Annotated in this window: 16 protein-coding genes; 12 read left to right on the top strand and 4 right to left on the bottom strand. The window is 48.9% G+C overall.

Translation table 11 applies throughout. From position 1 onward, the window contains the following. Window positions 1–120: 120 nt before the first annotated feature. Window positions 121–1,047, bottom strand: a complete 927-nt coding sequence (locus tag KU855_RS14165) for a tetratricopeptide repeat protein (RefSeq protein WP_218530936.1) — start codon at window positions 1,045–1,047, stop codon at window positions 121–123. Between the two features lie 136 nt (window positions 1,048–1,183). Further along, window positions 1,184–1,726: a hypothetical protein gene (locus tag KU855_RS14170; RefSeq protein ID WP_218530937.1), complete on the bottom strand. Its 543-nt coding sequence runs from the start codon at window positions 1,724–1,726 to the stop codon at window positions 1,184–1,186. Window positions 1,727–2,199: 473 nt separating this feature from the next. Here KU855_RS14170 and KU855_RS14175 point away from each other — a divergent pair, with 473 nt between their 5' ends. Next, window positions 2,200–2,556, top strand: a complete 357-nt coding sequence (locus KU855_RS14175) for a 50S ribosome-binding protein YggL (protein ID WP_218530938.1) — start codon at window positions 2,200–2,202, stop codon at window positions 2,554–2,556. A gap of 132 nt (window positions 2,557–2,688) precedes the next feature. On the opposite strand, the gene KU855_RS14180 is transcribed toward KU855_RS14175, so the two are convergent. Then, window positions 2,689–3,576 (bottom strand): 1,4-dihydroxy-2-naphthoate polyprenyltransferase, encoded by an 888-nt coding sequence (locus KU855_RS14180; RefSeq protein WP_218530939.1) that lies wholly within the window; start codon window positions 3,574–3,576, stop codon window positions 2,689–2,691. Between the two features lie 228 nt (window positions 3,577–3,804). Between KU855_RS14180 and KU855_RS14185 the strand changes: the two genes are divergently transcribed. From KU855_RS14185 to ompW, 4 genes are all read left to right on the top strand, one after another. Continuing rightward, window positions 3,805–4,695 carry an SDR family NAD(P)-dependent oxidoreductase gene (locus KU855_RS14185; RefSeq protein WP_218530940.1) on the top strand — a complete coding sequence of 297 codons (891 nt, stop codon included), beginning with the start codon at window positions 3,805–3,807 and terminating at the stop codon, window positions 4,693–4,695. 85 nt (window positions 4,696–4,780) lie between these two features. Next, window positions 4,781–5,644, top strand: coding sequence for an acyl-CoA thioesterase II (gene tesB / locus KU855_RS14190; protein ID WP_218530941.1), 864 nt, complete (start codon window positions 4,781–4,783; stop codon window positions 5,642–5,644). Between the two features lie 10 nt (window positions 5,645–5,654). After that, window positions 5,655–6,056 carry a YbaY family lipoprotein gene (locus KU855_RS14195; RefSeq protein ID WP_218530942.1) on the top strand — a complete coding sequence of 134 codons (402 nt, stop codon included), beginning with the start codon at window positions 5,655–5,657 and terminating at the stop codon, window positions 6,054–6,056. Window positions 6,057–6,288: 232 nt separating this feature from the next. After that, window positions 6,289–6,918, top strand: a complete 630-nt coding sequence (ompW, locus tag KU855_RS14200) for an outer membrane protein OmpW (RefSeq protein WP_218530943.1) — start codon at window positions 6,289–6,291, stop codon at window positions 6,916–6,918. A gap of 59 nt (window positions 6,919–6,977) precedes the next feature. Here the strand turns inward: ompW and KU855_RS14205 are convergent, their stop codons facing one another. Next, window positions 6,978–7,721 carry an SDR family oxidoreductase gene (locus KU855_RS14205; RefSeq protein ID WP_218530944.1) on the bottom strand — a complete coding sequence of 248 codons (744 nt, stop codon included), beginning with the start codon at window positions 7,719–7,721 and terminating at the stop codon, window positions 6,978–6,980. A gap of 204 nt (window positions 7,722–7,925) precedes the next feature. Here KU855_RS14205 and KU855_RS14210 point away from each other — a divergent pair, with 204 nt between their 5' ends. The 7 genes from KU855_RS14210 (at window position 7,926) to KU855_RS14240 (ending at window position 15,529) form a co-directional block, all read left to right on the top strand. Next, the gene (locus KU855_RS14210; RefSeq protein ID WP_218530945.1) at window positions 7,926–8,327 is read left to right on the top strand and encodes a YbaY family lipoprotein; all 402 of its coding nucleotides are present in this window, start codon (window positions 7,926–7,928) and stop codon (window positions 8,325–8,327) included. Between the two features lie 40 nt (window positions 8,328–8,367). Next, window positions 8,368–9,309 carry a homoserine O-succinyltransferase gene (metA, locus tag KU855_RS14215; protein WP_218530946.1) on the top strand — a complete coding sequence of 314 codons (942 nt, stop codon included), beginning with the start codon at window positions 8,368–8,370 and terminating at the stop codon, window positions 9,307–9,309. 381 nt (window positions 9,310–9,690) lie between these two features. Continuing rightward, complete coding sequence (locus KU855_RS14220) at window positions 9,691–10,875, top strand: thiolase family protein (RefSeq protein WP_305729021.1); 1,185 nt, start codon at window positions 9,691–9,693, stop codon at window positions 10,873–10,875. Window positions 10,876–10,941: 66 nt separating this feature from the next. Continuing rightward, a complete protein-coding gene (locus tag KU855_RS14225; protein ID WP_218530947.1) occupies window positions 10,942–12,435 on the top strand; it encodes a CoA-acylating methylmalonate-semialdehyde dehydrogenase in 1,494 nt (497 codons plus the stop codon). A 30-nt stretch (window positions 12,436–12,465) separates the two neighbouring features. Beyond that, window positions 12,466–13,623 carry an acyl-CoA dehydrogenase family protein gene (locus KU855_RS14230; protein ID WP_218530948.1) on the top strand — a complete coding sequence of 386 codons (1,158 nt, stop codon included), beginning with the start codon at window positions 12,466–12,468 and terminating at the stop codon, window positions 13,621–13,623. A gap of 11 nt (window positions 13,624–13,634) precedes the next feature. After that, entirely contained in the window at window positions 13,635–14,408 is a 774-nt protein-coding gene (locus KU855_RS14235) for an enoyl-CoA hydratase (protein WP_218530949.1), read from the top strand. Window positions 14,409–14,413: 5 nt separating this feature from the next. Next, a complete protein-coding gene (locus KU855_RS14240; protein ID WP_218530962.1) occupies window positions 14,414–15,529 on the top strand; it encodes an enoyl-CoA hydratase/isomerase family protein in 1,116 nt (371 codons plus the stop codon). Window positions 15,530–15,535 lie beyond the last annotated feature (6 nt).

A 15,535-nucleotide genomic window follows, 5' to 3' on the forward strand; every position in this document is an offset into this window, starting at 1 on the left:
GCGAGACAGTTCAAGCTTGATGGGAAACGGGATAGGGCCTATCCACGTGCGTTAAAAATGAGTAAAAACAAGTATCCCATTAAGTCTAAGAAAAATGCCGTTCACACTAAGTGAACGGCATTAGCCCATGACTAGCTTTAAGGGCGCGGTTAATGCGCTTTGAGGGCGTTTGTGCTCCAATATTTTCGCGCGCTCGATATAGCGACTCGCCTGATGCCATTGGCTACTCTGCAAGCTTAATTGAGCCAAATGGATCAGTAGCCGTAATTGGCCCACTTCATTTTGTTGCTCAACCGCGTAGGTTAATGATGCCGTTAATTCTGCCAAGGCTTGGCTGTAATTCGCTTGTTTCATATGCACGATAGCCAGATTTTCTTGGGTATGCGCCTGGCGAGCCGCGTGTTGGTGTTCTTGATAAATAGCTAAGGCTAATGAGTAAAAGTGTTCGGCTTGCGCCCAGTCCTCCATCTTCAAATAGACAGACCCCAAATTATTGAGCGTGACCGCCAAACTATTAGGCGAGGCGTGTTGCTGTTTGATCATGAGGCTTTGATGGAAGGCGCTGATGGCTTGCTGGTGATTCTCCATCGCCATATTTGCCGTGCCAATATCACTGAGTGCTTTGGCGATAAGTAAGGGGTCATCGATGCCTTTGGCCAGCTCAAGTGCGTGATTGAATATCGCTAATGCCTGCGGGTATTCGCCTTGGCGGTAATGCAAAATCCCACTGTGATGTAAAAACGAAAATTCTTGATTTGGAAGGATGTCGCTTTCCCAATTGGCGAGCAATGCATTGATCTGGTTGGCAAGATCATATTGGCCTTCGCTGGTATAGATCACCAAACGTTGCAGCTGAATATCAAATATTTGTGCCGAGTGACGATGGTCTTGTTCATGTTCTGCCACTAAGCGGTCGCAACTGGAAAGGCGTTGGTTGTTAGCGAGTTCTGGGTCGAGACAATCGGAGTAACCTGTAGTATTGGCATAGCTTTGAGTGCATAGGGTAAGCCATCCTATCCATATCCAGATAATGAGCGGTAGTTTCACAGTGTCCACGATGAGGTTGCCAATAAATGTTAATTAAAGGTAACACTATTTCGCGGGTCAACTAAAGTTGCATTTGCTTAATACTAAAAGTGGGGGAGGCGTTCAGGCCGAGAGGCCTGAACGTGGCGTCGATAGACTAGCGCTGCGGTTGTTCTTCGCGGCTCTGGCTCCAGAAGCTTTCCAGTTCATAGAGGCGCTCATAGGGTTTGACATCAATGCCACCGCTGGGGCTGGTTGGCTCAAAGATGGCGACTTCTTTATGTTCAGTCATTGGCGGTATGGTGTAGCATTTTTTCAACTTAAACTTGACGCCTTGGCTGGTAAAGTAATAACCAGGCCCAACCATATTTGTCAGAGTATAAGGGGCGTACTCATGCACTTGAACTTGACCGGAACCCGGCACGCTGTAGCCGCCAAACCCACCGCCGCCACCGGCAAAGGTATTGGCATAGTTATGGGTGGCGGTGAAAGTCGTGTACACCTCAGGATCGGCTACAAAGCTAGGAATAGAGCCGGTAAAATTAGCCATAATTTGCGCCTGACTCCAACTCACATCCGCAATTTGGACTATGGTGCCGCGATGACACCAAGGCACGGCTTGTGCCATGGTCACGGCACCTAATGAGATTAATAAGCTTAATGCTGCCGTCAGTTTTACGCTTGTGGTTCTAATATCCATGTCGATTCTCCAAAGTTGATTGGTAACGCTACTTCAAGATTCAAGACGCAAGGATGATAAGTTTGTCGCACTTAACAGACGAACGCGCAATTCGAGTCATCGGCAAGTCATCTTTGCAGTCTGATTGGGGACATGCTCACGCATCTTTAATCGTTAAATGCCATGTGTAAGCGCTGATGGTTAATGTGAGCTATGCCAACCCTGTGGCTTCAATATGAGAGCTCATGGCAAGAAACACGAGTAATGATGCGGGCAAAAGCGGGCGGGGATGATTTGTCCCGATTTTTACCCTCAATCGAAAGCGTCAGTGGCGAAAGTGACGCAAGCGGGGGGATGCACTGGCAGGCGAGCTGCGATAGCCGCTGCGGATCACTCTCCTTGCTTAATCAATGAAATCTGCTGGTGCATGGCCTCAGAGCACAGTAAGATGCATGTCTAAAATTGAGTATTCAAGTTATGCTAGGTGGTAAGTGATGAAATTAGACAAAATTGACAATAAATCTAAGCGCTTGCGTAAAAAACTCTACCTCGGAGAGTTTGCAGTATTTGGTTTCCAACTGCAATGTCAGCTGTCATGTCAAACCGAGGCTGAATACGACCAGTTCACTGATGAGTTATTTGCTTTCTTAGAAGCCCATGAATTATGCACAGTATGTGGTGCCTCTAACGGTCGTTGTGACGCGATTGTTCTGCCTGAAGCGCGTTACGGTGCGCCACAACCAGCAGCGATTGACGCCCTTGCTGCTTGGTTAGCTGCGCACCCTATGGTGTCAGCACCTGAACTCGGTCAATTACAAGATTTGACCTATGACGAGTTTGAAGTGATCTAATCGCTGTCAAATCGCTTAAATAGCACGTTGTTAACGTGCTATTTTTTTGTCTAAATTTCCTAAGCTTGCCAAAACGCGGCGAAGTTAACTCGCAAGCTTGGCGGCCCTGAGCCGACCGCCACCCTCATGGTATTAGTTGTAAACCACCGTCTGTAATAACAAGCCGAGACTGAATAAACCGGAAAATATCATGGTGAGTTTTGCCGTTTGACCGAGCAATGGATTGAGCGCTTCACCTTGAGTGACCAAGAATGCTTGCGCTAAATTGCGCGCCATAATCAGTGCGACTCCCGCCAATAACACTGGCAGCCCCGCCAGCACCCCCATTAAAAACCCCCCAATGATCAAGGCGAAAGGTAAGTAAACTAGGGCTTGATATAGACTTCTTGCCGCCTCCTGACCAATCCTAACGGCTAACGTGCGTTTACCCGCCTTAGTATCGGTACTGATATCCCGGGTATTATTCACTAACATGATGGCGGCATTAAATAAGCCGATGGCCGAACCTAACAACCAGGCGCTCAGACTGGTATCACCTGCTTGAATAAAGTAACTGCCTACCACGGCAACTAAGCCGAAAAAGATAAAGGCGGCGACTTCGCCTAAGCCGTGAGAAGCTAACGGATAAGGGCCACCGCTATAACTGAGCGCACCCAGCACAGCAAATATGGCTAACAAGGCCACCACCCAGCCGCCATGCCAGATTAAAATAAAGCCGATAAGGATGGCAAATACTAGCGATAAAATCATACCATTTTTCACCGCAGATGCTGGCAATAAGCCTGATTGTGTCACTCGTATTGGGCCTAAGCGCTCGTCGGTATCGACGCCACTTTTAAAATCGAAATAGTCGTTGGCAAGATTGACTGCGACTTGCAATAACACGGCACACAAGGTGGAAATAACCGCAATGGTCAAATTAAAGCTGGCCAGAGGCAGGGCTAACATATTGCCGACGAGCAAGGGGCCAATGGCCGCAGGCAAAGTGCGTGGTCTAATCGCTAACAACCAAGGATTCATAATCTGAGTTTTTCTTCTAAGTTAGTAAAATAAGAGCGTTGAGCTGAACAAGATGGCCGACGCCATGGCGGCAAATAATAACATAAATTCTTAAAAATATTGACGGTTCTAAAGGCGACGATAATTGCTCGGTATGAGTCTTAATAAATGCTTGTTAGTTCAAAGTTTGTTCGGATGTTTTGTGGTCTATTACTGGAGGACGACCATCTTGCTAAGGACAGAGAAAAGATGCGATTTGAACAGCAACAAATAGTGATCACTGGGGCGGTCAAGGGATTGGTACGCCGCTATGCTTTGGCGCTGGCACAACGGGGCGCCCAGCTGATCCTCGTTGACCGATACGCGGCCACATGTGATGAGGTGAGTGAGTTACTGGCGCATATCTCTGCGCTTGGTGGCCGCGCTGAATATTTATTTTATGATTACTATCAAAAAGATAACTGTGATTTATTGCTGCTTGACATCAAGGCATTAACGCCTAAAGTGGCGGCGTTAATTCATGGTGCCTGTGTGCATGATGAACTAAGGCATGCAGAGCCTGGTCACTTGGCGTTGCAGTGGCAAGTAGAAATCATGTTTAGCTTACAGTTGACTCAAGCGATTTGGCCATTAATGCAGGCACAAAGATACGGCCGGATTGTGATGATGACCAGTGTTAGCGGGCTGTATGGCGACTCGCTGAGAGTGAATGAGTCGGTGACTAAAATGGCGGTGGTCGGGATGGTCAATAGCCTAGCTCAGCGAGGGGCCACCATTGATATTCATGTTAATAGCTTATGTGGCTTAGCGGTGACTGAGTTACCGGAGCAACATTTAGCGGCGCGGGTGAAACCCATTTTTGCTTGCCAAACGCCAGTGGCGGCTTTGTTATTTTTGGCGAGCAGCCAAGCGCCCAATGGCCAGCATTTTTTAGCCGCGGCGGGCAGTGTTAGCCATGGCATGTTTGTGGAGTATCCGAGTGAATATTTCACGGCGGAACAATGCACGCCCGAGGTGATTGCCCGTCATTGGTCTGAGTTGGGCACTAAACGATCTCCAGAGGTGTTGGTCAGCGCCGAGTCTAAAATCTGCGCTTGGACCACCCGAGGCGCCAAGGAACATGATATTAAACTGACTTAATCCTCGGGATTGTTGCTGCGCTTGACTTGCCATTGCCGCCGCTGACCTTTATCTTGGCGTGAGCATTCGTGTAATAGGTAGATTTATGAGTCAGGTGTTAGATGATTTACTGGCCCTTTTGGCCTTAGAACCCATTGAACAAGGGTTATTCCGCGGCCAAAGTCAGGACTTAGGCTTCGGTCATGTGTTTGGTGGTCAGGTGATGGGGCAAGCACTTAGCGCGGCCAAACAAACGGTCGCCAGTGACCGTAAAGTACATTCCTTTCATTCGTACTTTTTACGCGCGGGTGATGAGAAATTACCGATAGTCTACGATGTCGAAAATATGCGTGACGGCGGCAGTTTCAGTGCCCGCCGAGTTAAGGCGATTCAAAAAGGCCGGCCGATTTTTTATATGACGTGTTCATTCCAAGCGCAAGAGGCAGGTTTTGAGCATCAAGATGTCATGCCGCAAGTGCCAGGCCCTGAGGGCCTGCTAAATCAGCAAGAATTAGCCATGACTTTACGTGATAAAGTGCCGGCTAAAATTCTGGAAAAGTTTATGGCTGACGCGCCGATAGAAATGCGCCTCGTCGATGCCCTTAATCCAGTGTTACCCGCGGCCACCGAACCTAAACGTCACATTTGGATCCGTGCCAATGGTGCGATGCCAACAGATACTTGTGTCCATGATTTCTTATTGGCGTATGCGTCAGACTTTAATTTTTTAGTCACCGCCTTGCAGCCTCATGGCGTTTCGTTTTTGACCCCAGGTATGCGTCTAGCCACGATTGACCATGCGATGTGGTTTCATCGGGAATGTGATTTACAAGATTGGTTGCTTTATAGTGTAGATAGCCCAAGTGCAAGCAATGGCCGCGGTTTTGTCCGTGGGCAATTCTTTAACCGTCAAGGTCAATTAATTGCTTCTTGTACTCAGGAAGGCTTGATACGTCAAATGAAAGGATAAAGGCCATCAGATGAGAAAATATTTAGCCACCTCACTTGTTATGATCGTGAGCTTATTGCTCACTGCCTGTGTCACCGTTGAGCCAGCGAAACCTATCGTCGTTAATGGTGCTGCTGGTTATCTGGAAAAAATCAGTTTGCCTCAAGGCAGTGAGATTAATATCGCGATCATTGATTTCGATACTCCGGGAGCCATTATTGCGCAAAAGAATTTCACCATAGCCAGGGTGCCGGTGCCGTTTAAGTTTTTATTGCCTGCCGATACGATTGACGCCAGTGTCAATTATGGCGTGGTCGCGATGATCCGATATCAAGGGCAAGTGCTATTTCAGACTTATGATAAATACCCAGTGATTAATAATGGTAAATTTACCACTGAGGTAATGATGAAACCTATGTATCCCACCAACTAATTATTTCTGAGCCAAATCAGCAGATGATTTAACGCCGCGACTGAGTTCGCGGTTTTTTTATACCGAGAGGGTGCGCAAGAGTGATCATGATCGCAGTTTCGTTGTAGCTGGCGTGAACTGAGGTTAATTATTGATCTACATCAATATTGTTAATCATCCACTGTGGCAGTGTGAACGCAATGTTAATTGAGTTGCCACCCTGGTGGTGTCGTTGTAGTAATGGAGTGTAACAATGAATAAAATGTTGATGAGTGTGTTGGCTGCGAGTTTACTATCCGCCCCGGTAATGGCCCATCAAGCAGGAGATATTATTGTTCGTGCGGGTGCTGTGGTGGTTGCTCCCAATGAATCTAGTCAGGATGTGGCAGGTTTTGGTGAGTTTCAAGTCAGTAATAATACCCAACTAGGGTTAAATTTCGGTTATATGATCACCGACAATGTGGCCATTGAATTATTAGCGGCTACTCCCTTTAGTCATAATGTGTCTCTGCTTGGTGTCGGTAAAATTGCCGAAACCAAACATTTACCACCAACCTTAGTGGCTCAGTATTATTTTGGTGATCCTGCCTCAAAATTCCGTCCCTATGTGGGCGCGGGTGTTAACTTTACCAACTTTTTTGATAATGAGTTCACGAATGATTTAGGCGGTGCGTTAACTGATCTGAGCTTGAGCAATTCTTGGGGTTTCGCTGCGCAAGCGGGTATCGATTATCAAGTCAATGAGCGCTGGTTAGTGAATGCCTCGGTATGGTATGCGCAAATTGACACCGACGTTAAATTCAATCTTGGTGCCGACCCGGTAACCATTAAGACCGATATTGACCCTTGGGTCTATATGGTGAGTGTGGGCTACGTGTTCTAAGCGGTAACACCACTTGAGTGAACCATGGCGCCGATTGGCGCCATGGTGATTGATACTGATTATTTTTTCTCGCCTTTTTTCTTCCAGCGCCGAGTATTATAAATATATTCCGGCAAGACATTAGATAACCATGCCATCAATGCCCAACGCTTAGTGACATAGGCGCGGCGTTTGCCTTTATTCAATGCCTTGATAATTTGTCCGGCCACCTTAGGTAATGGTGCCGACCATAAGCGACTCTGGTGCATGGCCGCCTTATCTAATAACCCCAATTGAATATCGGTAATCGTCAGCGGCAGTTTTAGTCGCTGAGCGTGCATGGATAAGCCTTGCAAATAATTGGCCGCATAAGCTTTAGAGGCATGATAAGCCACTGATGAACCACCGCGTTGGCCGGCAATAGAGTTGATCACGCCTAAATGACCATACCCTTGTTCCATAAAGAGGTTAAAGGCGGTGTTGCCTATGGCGCTAAAGCCTTGAACATTGATGGCAATCATCTGTTGTTCCGCTTGCCAAGGCAGGCTTGGGTGATACAAATTAAGGCCGGTATTGACTAAGATTAAATCGGCCCCACCGAGCTGTTGCCAAGCAAGTTTGAGGGTCGCGATGGCAGCGTCTGGGTTTTGTAGGTCGAGTTTTTCTAAGGTCACTGGCGCCGGTAATTGCTGCACAAATTCAGTCAATGATTCGGGCTCTGCGAGTAACAAATGCAATCGCACTCCTTGATTACACATCTGGCGTACGATTTCTTGGCTTAATTGTGAGCTGGCGCCAACAATAATGGCTTTGGCTTGAGTCATAAGGGTATCTGGCTGAAAGTGTGTGGCTTATGATAGAAACATCTGCCACCATGAACAAGGATATTATCCTAGGTTTGTGGTGCTGTCTTGACCAGTTAAATCGCGCGGTGAAAATTATTCATGTGGATTTGTGGTGGCAGAGATAACTTTTAGAGTTGGAAGTGTAGACATCCAGAAGGCTTGTTGTATGATTAAGGAGCGTCAATGAAGTCATATATGAAATTGTGCATGGTTCCCGTGTTGGCCATGTTGTCCCTTGGCGGGTGTGCAACCCCTGATGCCATGGTAGAAATCCAAGGTGAAGTTTGGTATCGAGAGCGCATGATTTTGCCGCCTGACGCCGTATTAACCGTGCAAGTGCAAGATATCTCAAAAGCTGACGTCGCCGCTGAGGTCCTGGCTGAATTAGAGCGCAATGATGTCACTACGCCGGCACCGTTTTCATTTGTGATAGGGAAAGATCAATTCGAGCCAGGTCATACCTATAGTATTGCTGCCAGAATCACCTTGAATGGTGAGTTGATGTTTATCAACACTAGTAGTTATCGTATTGATTTAAATAGTAATGAACCCATGTCGGTTTTGCTTAATCGAGTTGGTCAGTAGTTAATCTCTGCGCCAACTCCTCAACAGGAAGAGGCGCAGTATGCCGGTAAAAATCCCGGATAATCTCCCCGCAGCCGAGATCTTAACCTCGGAAAATATTTTCGTGATGTCTGAGTCTCGGGCTGCGCTGCAAGACATCAGACCGATGAAGGTGCTGATCCTCAATTTAATGCCAAATAAAATTGAGACCGAAACCCAATTATTACGCCTGCTAGGCAATACCCCGCTGCAAGTTGACGTGGATTTATTGCGGATCCATGACAAACACTCCAAGCATACCCCGAGCGATCATATGAATAACTTTTATCGAGACTTCGATGAAGTGCGCTCGCGTAACTATGACGGCTTGATCATCACGGGAGCCCCTTTAGGGCAAGTGGATTTTACCGATGTTACCTATTGGCAGCATATCACCGAGATCATTGATTGGTCACAAACCCATGTGACGTCGGTCTTATTTTTATGTTGGGCAGCTCATGCCGGACTGTATCATTTATACGGGCTAGAACGAGAGTTATTAGCCAAAAAGCGCTCAGGGGTGTTTAGGCATCAACGAGTGCATCTGCCGGTGCCCTTATTACGTGGGTTTGATGATGAGTTTTTTGTGCCGCACTCGCGTTATGCGCAAATCCCGTGTGATCAGTTAGCGCAGCATCAACAACTGCAAGTGCTCGCTTCCTCCGAGCGGGCGGGGGCGTATTTAATTATCAGCGAAAATAACCGCAATTTATTTGTTACAGGCCACCCTGAATATCAAAAATATACCCTAAGAGATGAGTATCAACGCGATACGCAGCAAGGACTCAATCCCGAGATCCCTTGTCATTACTTTCCTGATGATAACCCTGATCTCGAGCCGATTGCCCGCTGGCACTCCCATGGAAGTTTATTGATCAGCAATTGGCTGAATTACTATGTGTATCAGATGACGCCTTATGATTTGAGCGATATGACGGCGCTGACGCCATGGGAAACCCGATAAAGACTGACCTGAGGCCCGACGCTTAAGGCGCCAGGCCTAACGCAGCGGCTAAGAGCCGTGACTTGCCAGCACACGCTGGTTATGCCTTTGTCATTTCATGGCCTTGCCTAAGTGTCGCTGCTGGCAACCCAACCAACCTTATTGCTTCGATAAGCCTTGTGGCGCTAGCTTAGGCGCTCCTTCCATGCAATATCAGTTACATTTGCTCACGCTATTTTACGGATTTACACCTTGTTGTTAGACTAATTAACACTTGCTTTACGTTCGCGTAAACGTCAAAGTGTTGCTAGTCGATTTAATGAACAACGGTTAGCGTTGTTGATTGAGTGAATTGAGAGCATCTAACAACAGATGTGTTTAAGCAATGGATGTGGAGTAGTTATGAGTGCGATGACAGATATCGTGATTGTTGCAGCCCAGCGTACCCCGATGGGCGGGTTTATGGGTGCTTTGGCCGAGGTTCCCAGCCCGCAGCTTGGTGCGATAACCATCGAGGCCATGCTGAAACAAACTGGCATTGCCCCAGCGTTAGTGGATGAAGTCATCATGGGGTGTGTCCTGCCGGCGGGACTGGGCCAAGCGCCGGCACGACAAGCGGCACTGAAGGGCGGGCTGCCTGATAGCGCCGCGTCGACCACAGTCAACAAGGTCTGTGGTTCCGGCATGAAAACCGTGATGATGGCCGCCGATGCCATACGCAGTGGCAGTGCCAAGGTGGTGATTGCCGGTGGCATGGAAAGTATGAGTCGCGCCCCCTATTTACTCGATAAAGCGCGTGGTGGTATGCGCATGGGGCATGGACAAGTGCTCGATCATATGTTCTTCGATGGCTTAGAGGATGCTTATACTGGCGCGGCCATGGGGACCTTTGCTCAAAAGACCAGTGATGACTATGGCCTGAGTCGTCAGCAGATGGATGATTATGCCTTAATGTCGTTAGCCCGTGCTCAGGCGGCCATCGCCTCGGGGGCGTTTGATGCCGAGATAGTGCCTGTGGTGGTGCAATCTCGTCGTGGAGAGCAGTGCATTAGCCAAGATGAACAACCTGGCAACGCTAAACCCGAAAAAATCCCGAGCTTACGGCCAGCCTTCGCCAAAGATGGCACCATTACCGCAGCGAATTCCAGTTCAATTTCGGATGGCGCGGCCAGCCTGATGCTGATGAGCCGCGAGACGGCCACGCAACTGCAATTGCCCGTACTGGCCAGCATCATGGGCTACCAAACCCATGCGCAAGCCCCTGAGTTGTTTACGACTGCGCCTGTGCAGGCCATGGCTAAGTTGGCCACGCAGCTCGACATCCCTCTGGCTGATTTTGACTTATTTGAAATCAATGAAGCCTTCGCCATGGTGACCATGTTAGCTATTTCAGAGCTCAAACTCGATGTGGCTAAGGTGAATGTCAATGGTGGCGCGTGTGCCTTAGGTCATCCTATTGGTTGCTCAGGAGCCCGAATCATTGTCAGTTTGCTGCATGCCTTACGTCAGCGCGGACTTCGCCATGGAATGGCCAGTTTATGTATCGGTGGTGGCGAAGCTACGGCACTCGCAATCGCAGTGGAATAAGCTTAAATCAACAAGACTCGCCCAAATACAACAATATGATAATGGGCCGCTTAATAAGGAATTACCATGTCTAGCACAGTGTTACATTTCATCGATGGTCAGTATGTTCAAGGCGCAAGCGAGCGCGAGATAATCGTCACCAACCCTGCCAATAACCAAGCCATAGCCAGCCTACATTGCGCCAGTGATGAGCAAGTGCATGCGGCAATCGCCAGTGCTAAGCAGGCGTTTCTCACTTGGCGTGATACCCCAGTCTCTGAGCGTGCTCGCGTGATGCTCCGCTATCAGCATTTGCTCAAAGAGCATCATGATGAACTGGCGACCCTATTGGCCAAAGAAACCGGCAAAACCTTTGAAGACGCCAAAGGCGATGTATGGCGCGGGATTGAAGTGGCTGAACATGCGTGCAACATTGCCTCGTTATCCATGGGGGAGACGGTCGAAAATGTCGCTCGCCAAATTGATACTTACTCCTATACCCAACCGTTAGGCGTGTGCGCTGGCATTACGCCATTTAACTTTCCGGCGATGATCCCTTTATGGATGTTCCCGCTAGCCATCGCGTGCGGCAATACCTTTGTCCTGAAGCCATCAGAGCAAGATCCGATGACACCATTGCGTTTGGCGCAGTTATTTGAGCAAGCAGGCGCGCCAAAAGGGGTATTGCAATTGGTGCATGGTGATAAGTCTGCGGTGGATATTTTGCTATCTCACCCCGATGTTAAAGCCATTTCCTTTGTAGGCTCAGTGGCGGTTGGCCAATATATTTATAAGACAGGGACCGATAATTTAAAACGGGTGCAAGCCTTTGCGGGAGCTAAAAATCATTGTGTCATCATGCCTGACGCCAATAAGCAGCAAGTGATTAATAACTTAGTCGGTGCCTCGGTGGGAGCCGGAGGGCAGCGGTGTATGGCGCTATCGGTGGCGGTGTTTGTCGGGGCAGCTAAAGCATGGATCCCTGAACTGCGCGACGCGCTCGCTAAAGTCAAGCCAGGGGTCTGGGACGATAAAGATGCGGCGTATGGCCCGTTAATTAGCCCTGCGGCCAAGGCGCGAGTGTTAAAGCTCATTGCCGAAGGTAAGGCTCAGGGGGCGCAATGTTTACTCGATGGCAGTGATGCCACTGTCGCCGGTTATGAGTCAGGTAACTGGGTCGGTCCGACCTTATTCGATAAGGTGACCACCGACATGAGCATCTACAACGAAGAAATCTTTGGTCCTGTCTTATGCTGTATGGAGGCCGATACCTTAGACGAGGCCATTGCCTTAGTGAATGCTAGCCCTTATGGCAACGGCACTTCAATTTTTACCGCCAGTGGGGCGGCTGCGCGCAAGTATCAGCACGAAATCGAAGTCGGGCAGGTGGGTATTAATGTCCCGATCCCAGTGCCATTACCTTTTTTCTCGTTTACCGGTTGGAAGGGCAGCTTCTATGGCGATCAACACGCTTATGGCAAGCAAGCGGTGCGTTTCTTTACTGAAACCAAAACCATTACCGCCCGTTGGTTTGAAGAGGACATTGGCAGCACACCTAACATGACCATCGCCTTAAAGTAACGGAAGACTAGACAAGATTGGGAAGTCACTATGAATTTTAATCTGAATGAAGATCAACGCCAATTTGTGGAATTGGCCAGTCAATTTAGCCAGCAAGAATTAGCGCCATATGCAGCGCAATGGGATGAACAACACATCTTCCCGAAGGAAACCCTTCAAAAGGCGGGAGAGTTGGGCTTTTGTGGCTTGTACTCTCCCGAGTCTGAAGGGGGGCTTGGCTTGTCTCGGCTCGATGCGTCATTAATCTTTGAAGCCTTGGCTGAAGGGTGCACGGCAACCACCGCGATGTTGACCATTCATAATATGGCCACTTGGATGCTGACCACCTGGGGCAGCGAGTCGATACGCGCCGCATGGAGCGAGGTGTTAACTTCAGGCCAAAAGTTAGCCTCTTATTGCTTAACTGAGCCGGGGGCTGGCAGTGATGCCGCCGCGTTAACCACCAAGGCGGAGCGTGATGGCGATGAGTATGTGATCAATGGCGCCAAGATGTTTATCTCGGGCGCTGGCGCCACCGAAATGCTAGTGGTGATGTGTCGCACGGGTGAGGCTGGCCCTAAAGGCATTTCGGCGATTGCTGTCCCGGCCGACAAGCATGGGATTATTTATGGCAAGGCAGAACACAAAATGGGTTGGAATGCCCAGCCAACCAGACTGGTGACCTTTGACAATGTCCGTGTTCCAGTGGCTAATTTACTGGGAGAAGAAGGCCAAGGCTTTACCTTAGCCATGAAGGGACTGGATGGTGGCCGCATTAATATTGCCACTTGCTCAGTAGGCACAGCTCAAGCCGCGCTGGATAGAGCCACCCAGTACCTCAACGAGCGTAAGCAATTTGGTAAGCCGTTAGCCGCGTTTCAAGCCTTACAGTTCACCTTAGCGGATATGGCCACTGAGTTGGTGGCCGCTCGGCAAATGGTGCGTTTGGCCGCTTGTAAGCTGGATGAGCAAGATCCCGAAGCCACCGCGTATTGTGCCATGGCAAAACGTTTTGCCACGGATGTGGGTTTTAAAGTGTGTGACAATGCCCTGCAACTTCATGGGGGTTATGGCTATATTCGTGAATACCCATTGGAGCGATTTTTCCGGGATGTCAGGGTGCATCAAATACTCGAAGGCACCAATGAAATTATGCGCTTAATTATCGCCAGACGTCTGCTAGATGAACAGGCAAATGAGATCAGATAAAGGGGACTGACATGACTCAAATTAATAAGACGGTTCAGGGCAATGTCGCCATTTTAACCATTAGCAATCCACCGGCCAATACTTGGACTGCCGATGGCTTAATTCATTTGCGCAATCTCGTGCTTGATCTCAATAACGATCCCGATATTTACGCCTTAGTGCTCACTGGCGATGGTGAAAAGTTCTTCTCTGCTGGCGCCGATTTGGCGGTCTTTGCCGATGGCGATAAAGGCACGGCTGCCACCATGGCCATGGCATTTGGCGATGCGTTTGAAACCCTAAGTGACTTTCGGGGAGTGTCCATTGCCGCCATTAATGGTTATGCCATGGGCGGCGGCTTAGAAGTCGCGCTGGCGTGTGATATTCGTATCGCTGAAACGCAAGCCATCTTGGCCTTACCCGAGGCCAGTGTCGGTTTGTTACCTTGTGCGGGTGGCACTCAAAATTTAACGGCTTTAGTCGGTGAAGGTTGGGCGAAGCGTATGATTTTATGTGGCGAGCGCGTCACTGCTGAACGTGCCAATACCATTGGTTTAGTGGAGCAAGTGGTCGAAAAAGGCCAAGCTCTGGATGCCGCGGTAGCGATGGCCTTGTCGGTGGCGAAGCAGAGCCCCAGCAGTGTTGCCGTATGTAAGCAGTTGATCCAAGCTGGACGTGCCATGCCGCGCAGTCAGGCCTTGCCGATCGAGCGTGAGCTGTTTATCGGCTTATTCGACACCGAAGATCAGGCTGAAGGGGTCAATGCCTTCTTAGAGAAACGCCCACCACAATGGAAGAATTGCTAATGGCTATGACTAACGATGTGGTATTTCAAACATTAGGCACGGCCTGTGGCAAACATATAGGAATTGCCACACTGAATGTCGAGGCGGCTCTGAATGCCTTGAATTTGGAGATGGTTAAGGCGCTATTTCAGCAATTATCGGCTTGGCAGCAAGACGATAAAACGGTGGCGGTCATTTTAGATGGTAGCGGCGAAAAGGCCTTTTGTGCTGGCGGCGATATTCGCGCCTTATATCAAGCGGCGAAAGCGGCCGATGGCGAAGTGGCAGCAACGGTCACTGAGTTTTTTAGCCACGAATATCAACTTGATTATTTGATGCATACCTTCGATAAGCCCCTATTAGTGTGGGGTGATGGCATAGTGATGGGCGGCGGTTTAGGCCTGATGGTGGGGGCCAGTCATCGGGTGGTGACCGAGCATTCGCGTTTGGCGATGCCCGAGGTGAGTATTGGTTTATATCCCGACGTGGGCGGCAGTTATTTCTTAAACCGCATGCCGGGTAAGCTTGGATTATTTTTAGCATTAACCGGCTATGGGTTAAAGGCATCTGATTGTCTCTACAGTGGCTTAGCCACCCATTATTTACATCGTGATGATAAACAATTGCTGCTCGATAAGTTGGCTGAGGTCAAGTGGGGCATGAACACTAGTCTCAATAAGCAAAAGTTTAGCGATGTGTTAGTGGCACTGCGTAATCAATTGGGGCGTAGTGTGGCGGTGAGTCCGCTTAAGAAAAACCAAGGCTTAATCGATGAGTTGTTTAGCGGAGACTTACGCGAGATTGATAGCAAATTGGTGGCCTTGGAGACTGAGGTGGAATGGTTAGCGAAAGCCCGTAATAACTATTTAGCCGGTAGTCCTTTAAGTATCTGTTTAGGCTATGCGCAATCACAAATTGGCACCGAGATGACCTTAGCTGAGTGTTTTCGGCAAGAACTGGACTGGAGCGTTAACTGTACTGTTCACGGCGATTTTGTCGAAGGTGTCCGAGCATTATTGATAGATAAAGATAAGACCCCGCATTGGCATGTCCCCCACGTGAGTGATGTCCCTGAAGAGATGATGACCACCCTCATGACCTCTCCATGGCATGCTGATGATCATCCACTGAATAAGTTATAAGGTAAG

Source organism: Shewanella sp. NIFS-20-20, assembly GCF_019209865.1.
Taxonomy (GTDB): domain Bacteria; phylum Pseudomonadota; class Gammaproteobacteria; order Enterobacterales; family Shewanellaceae; genus Shewanella.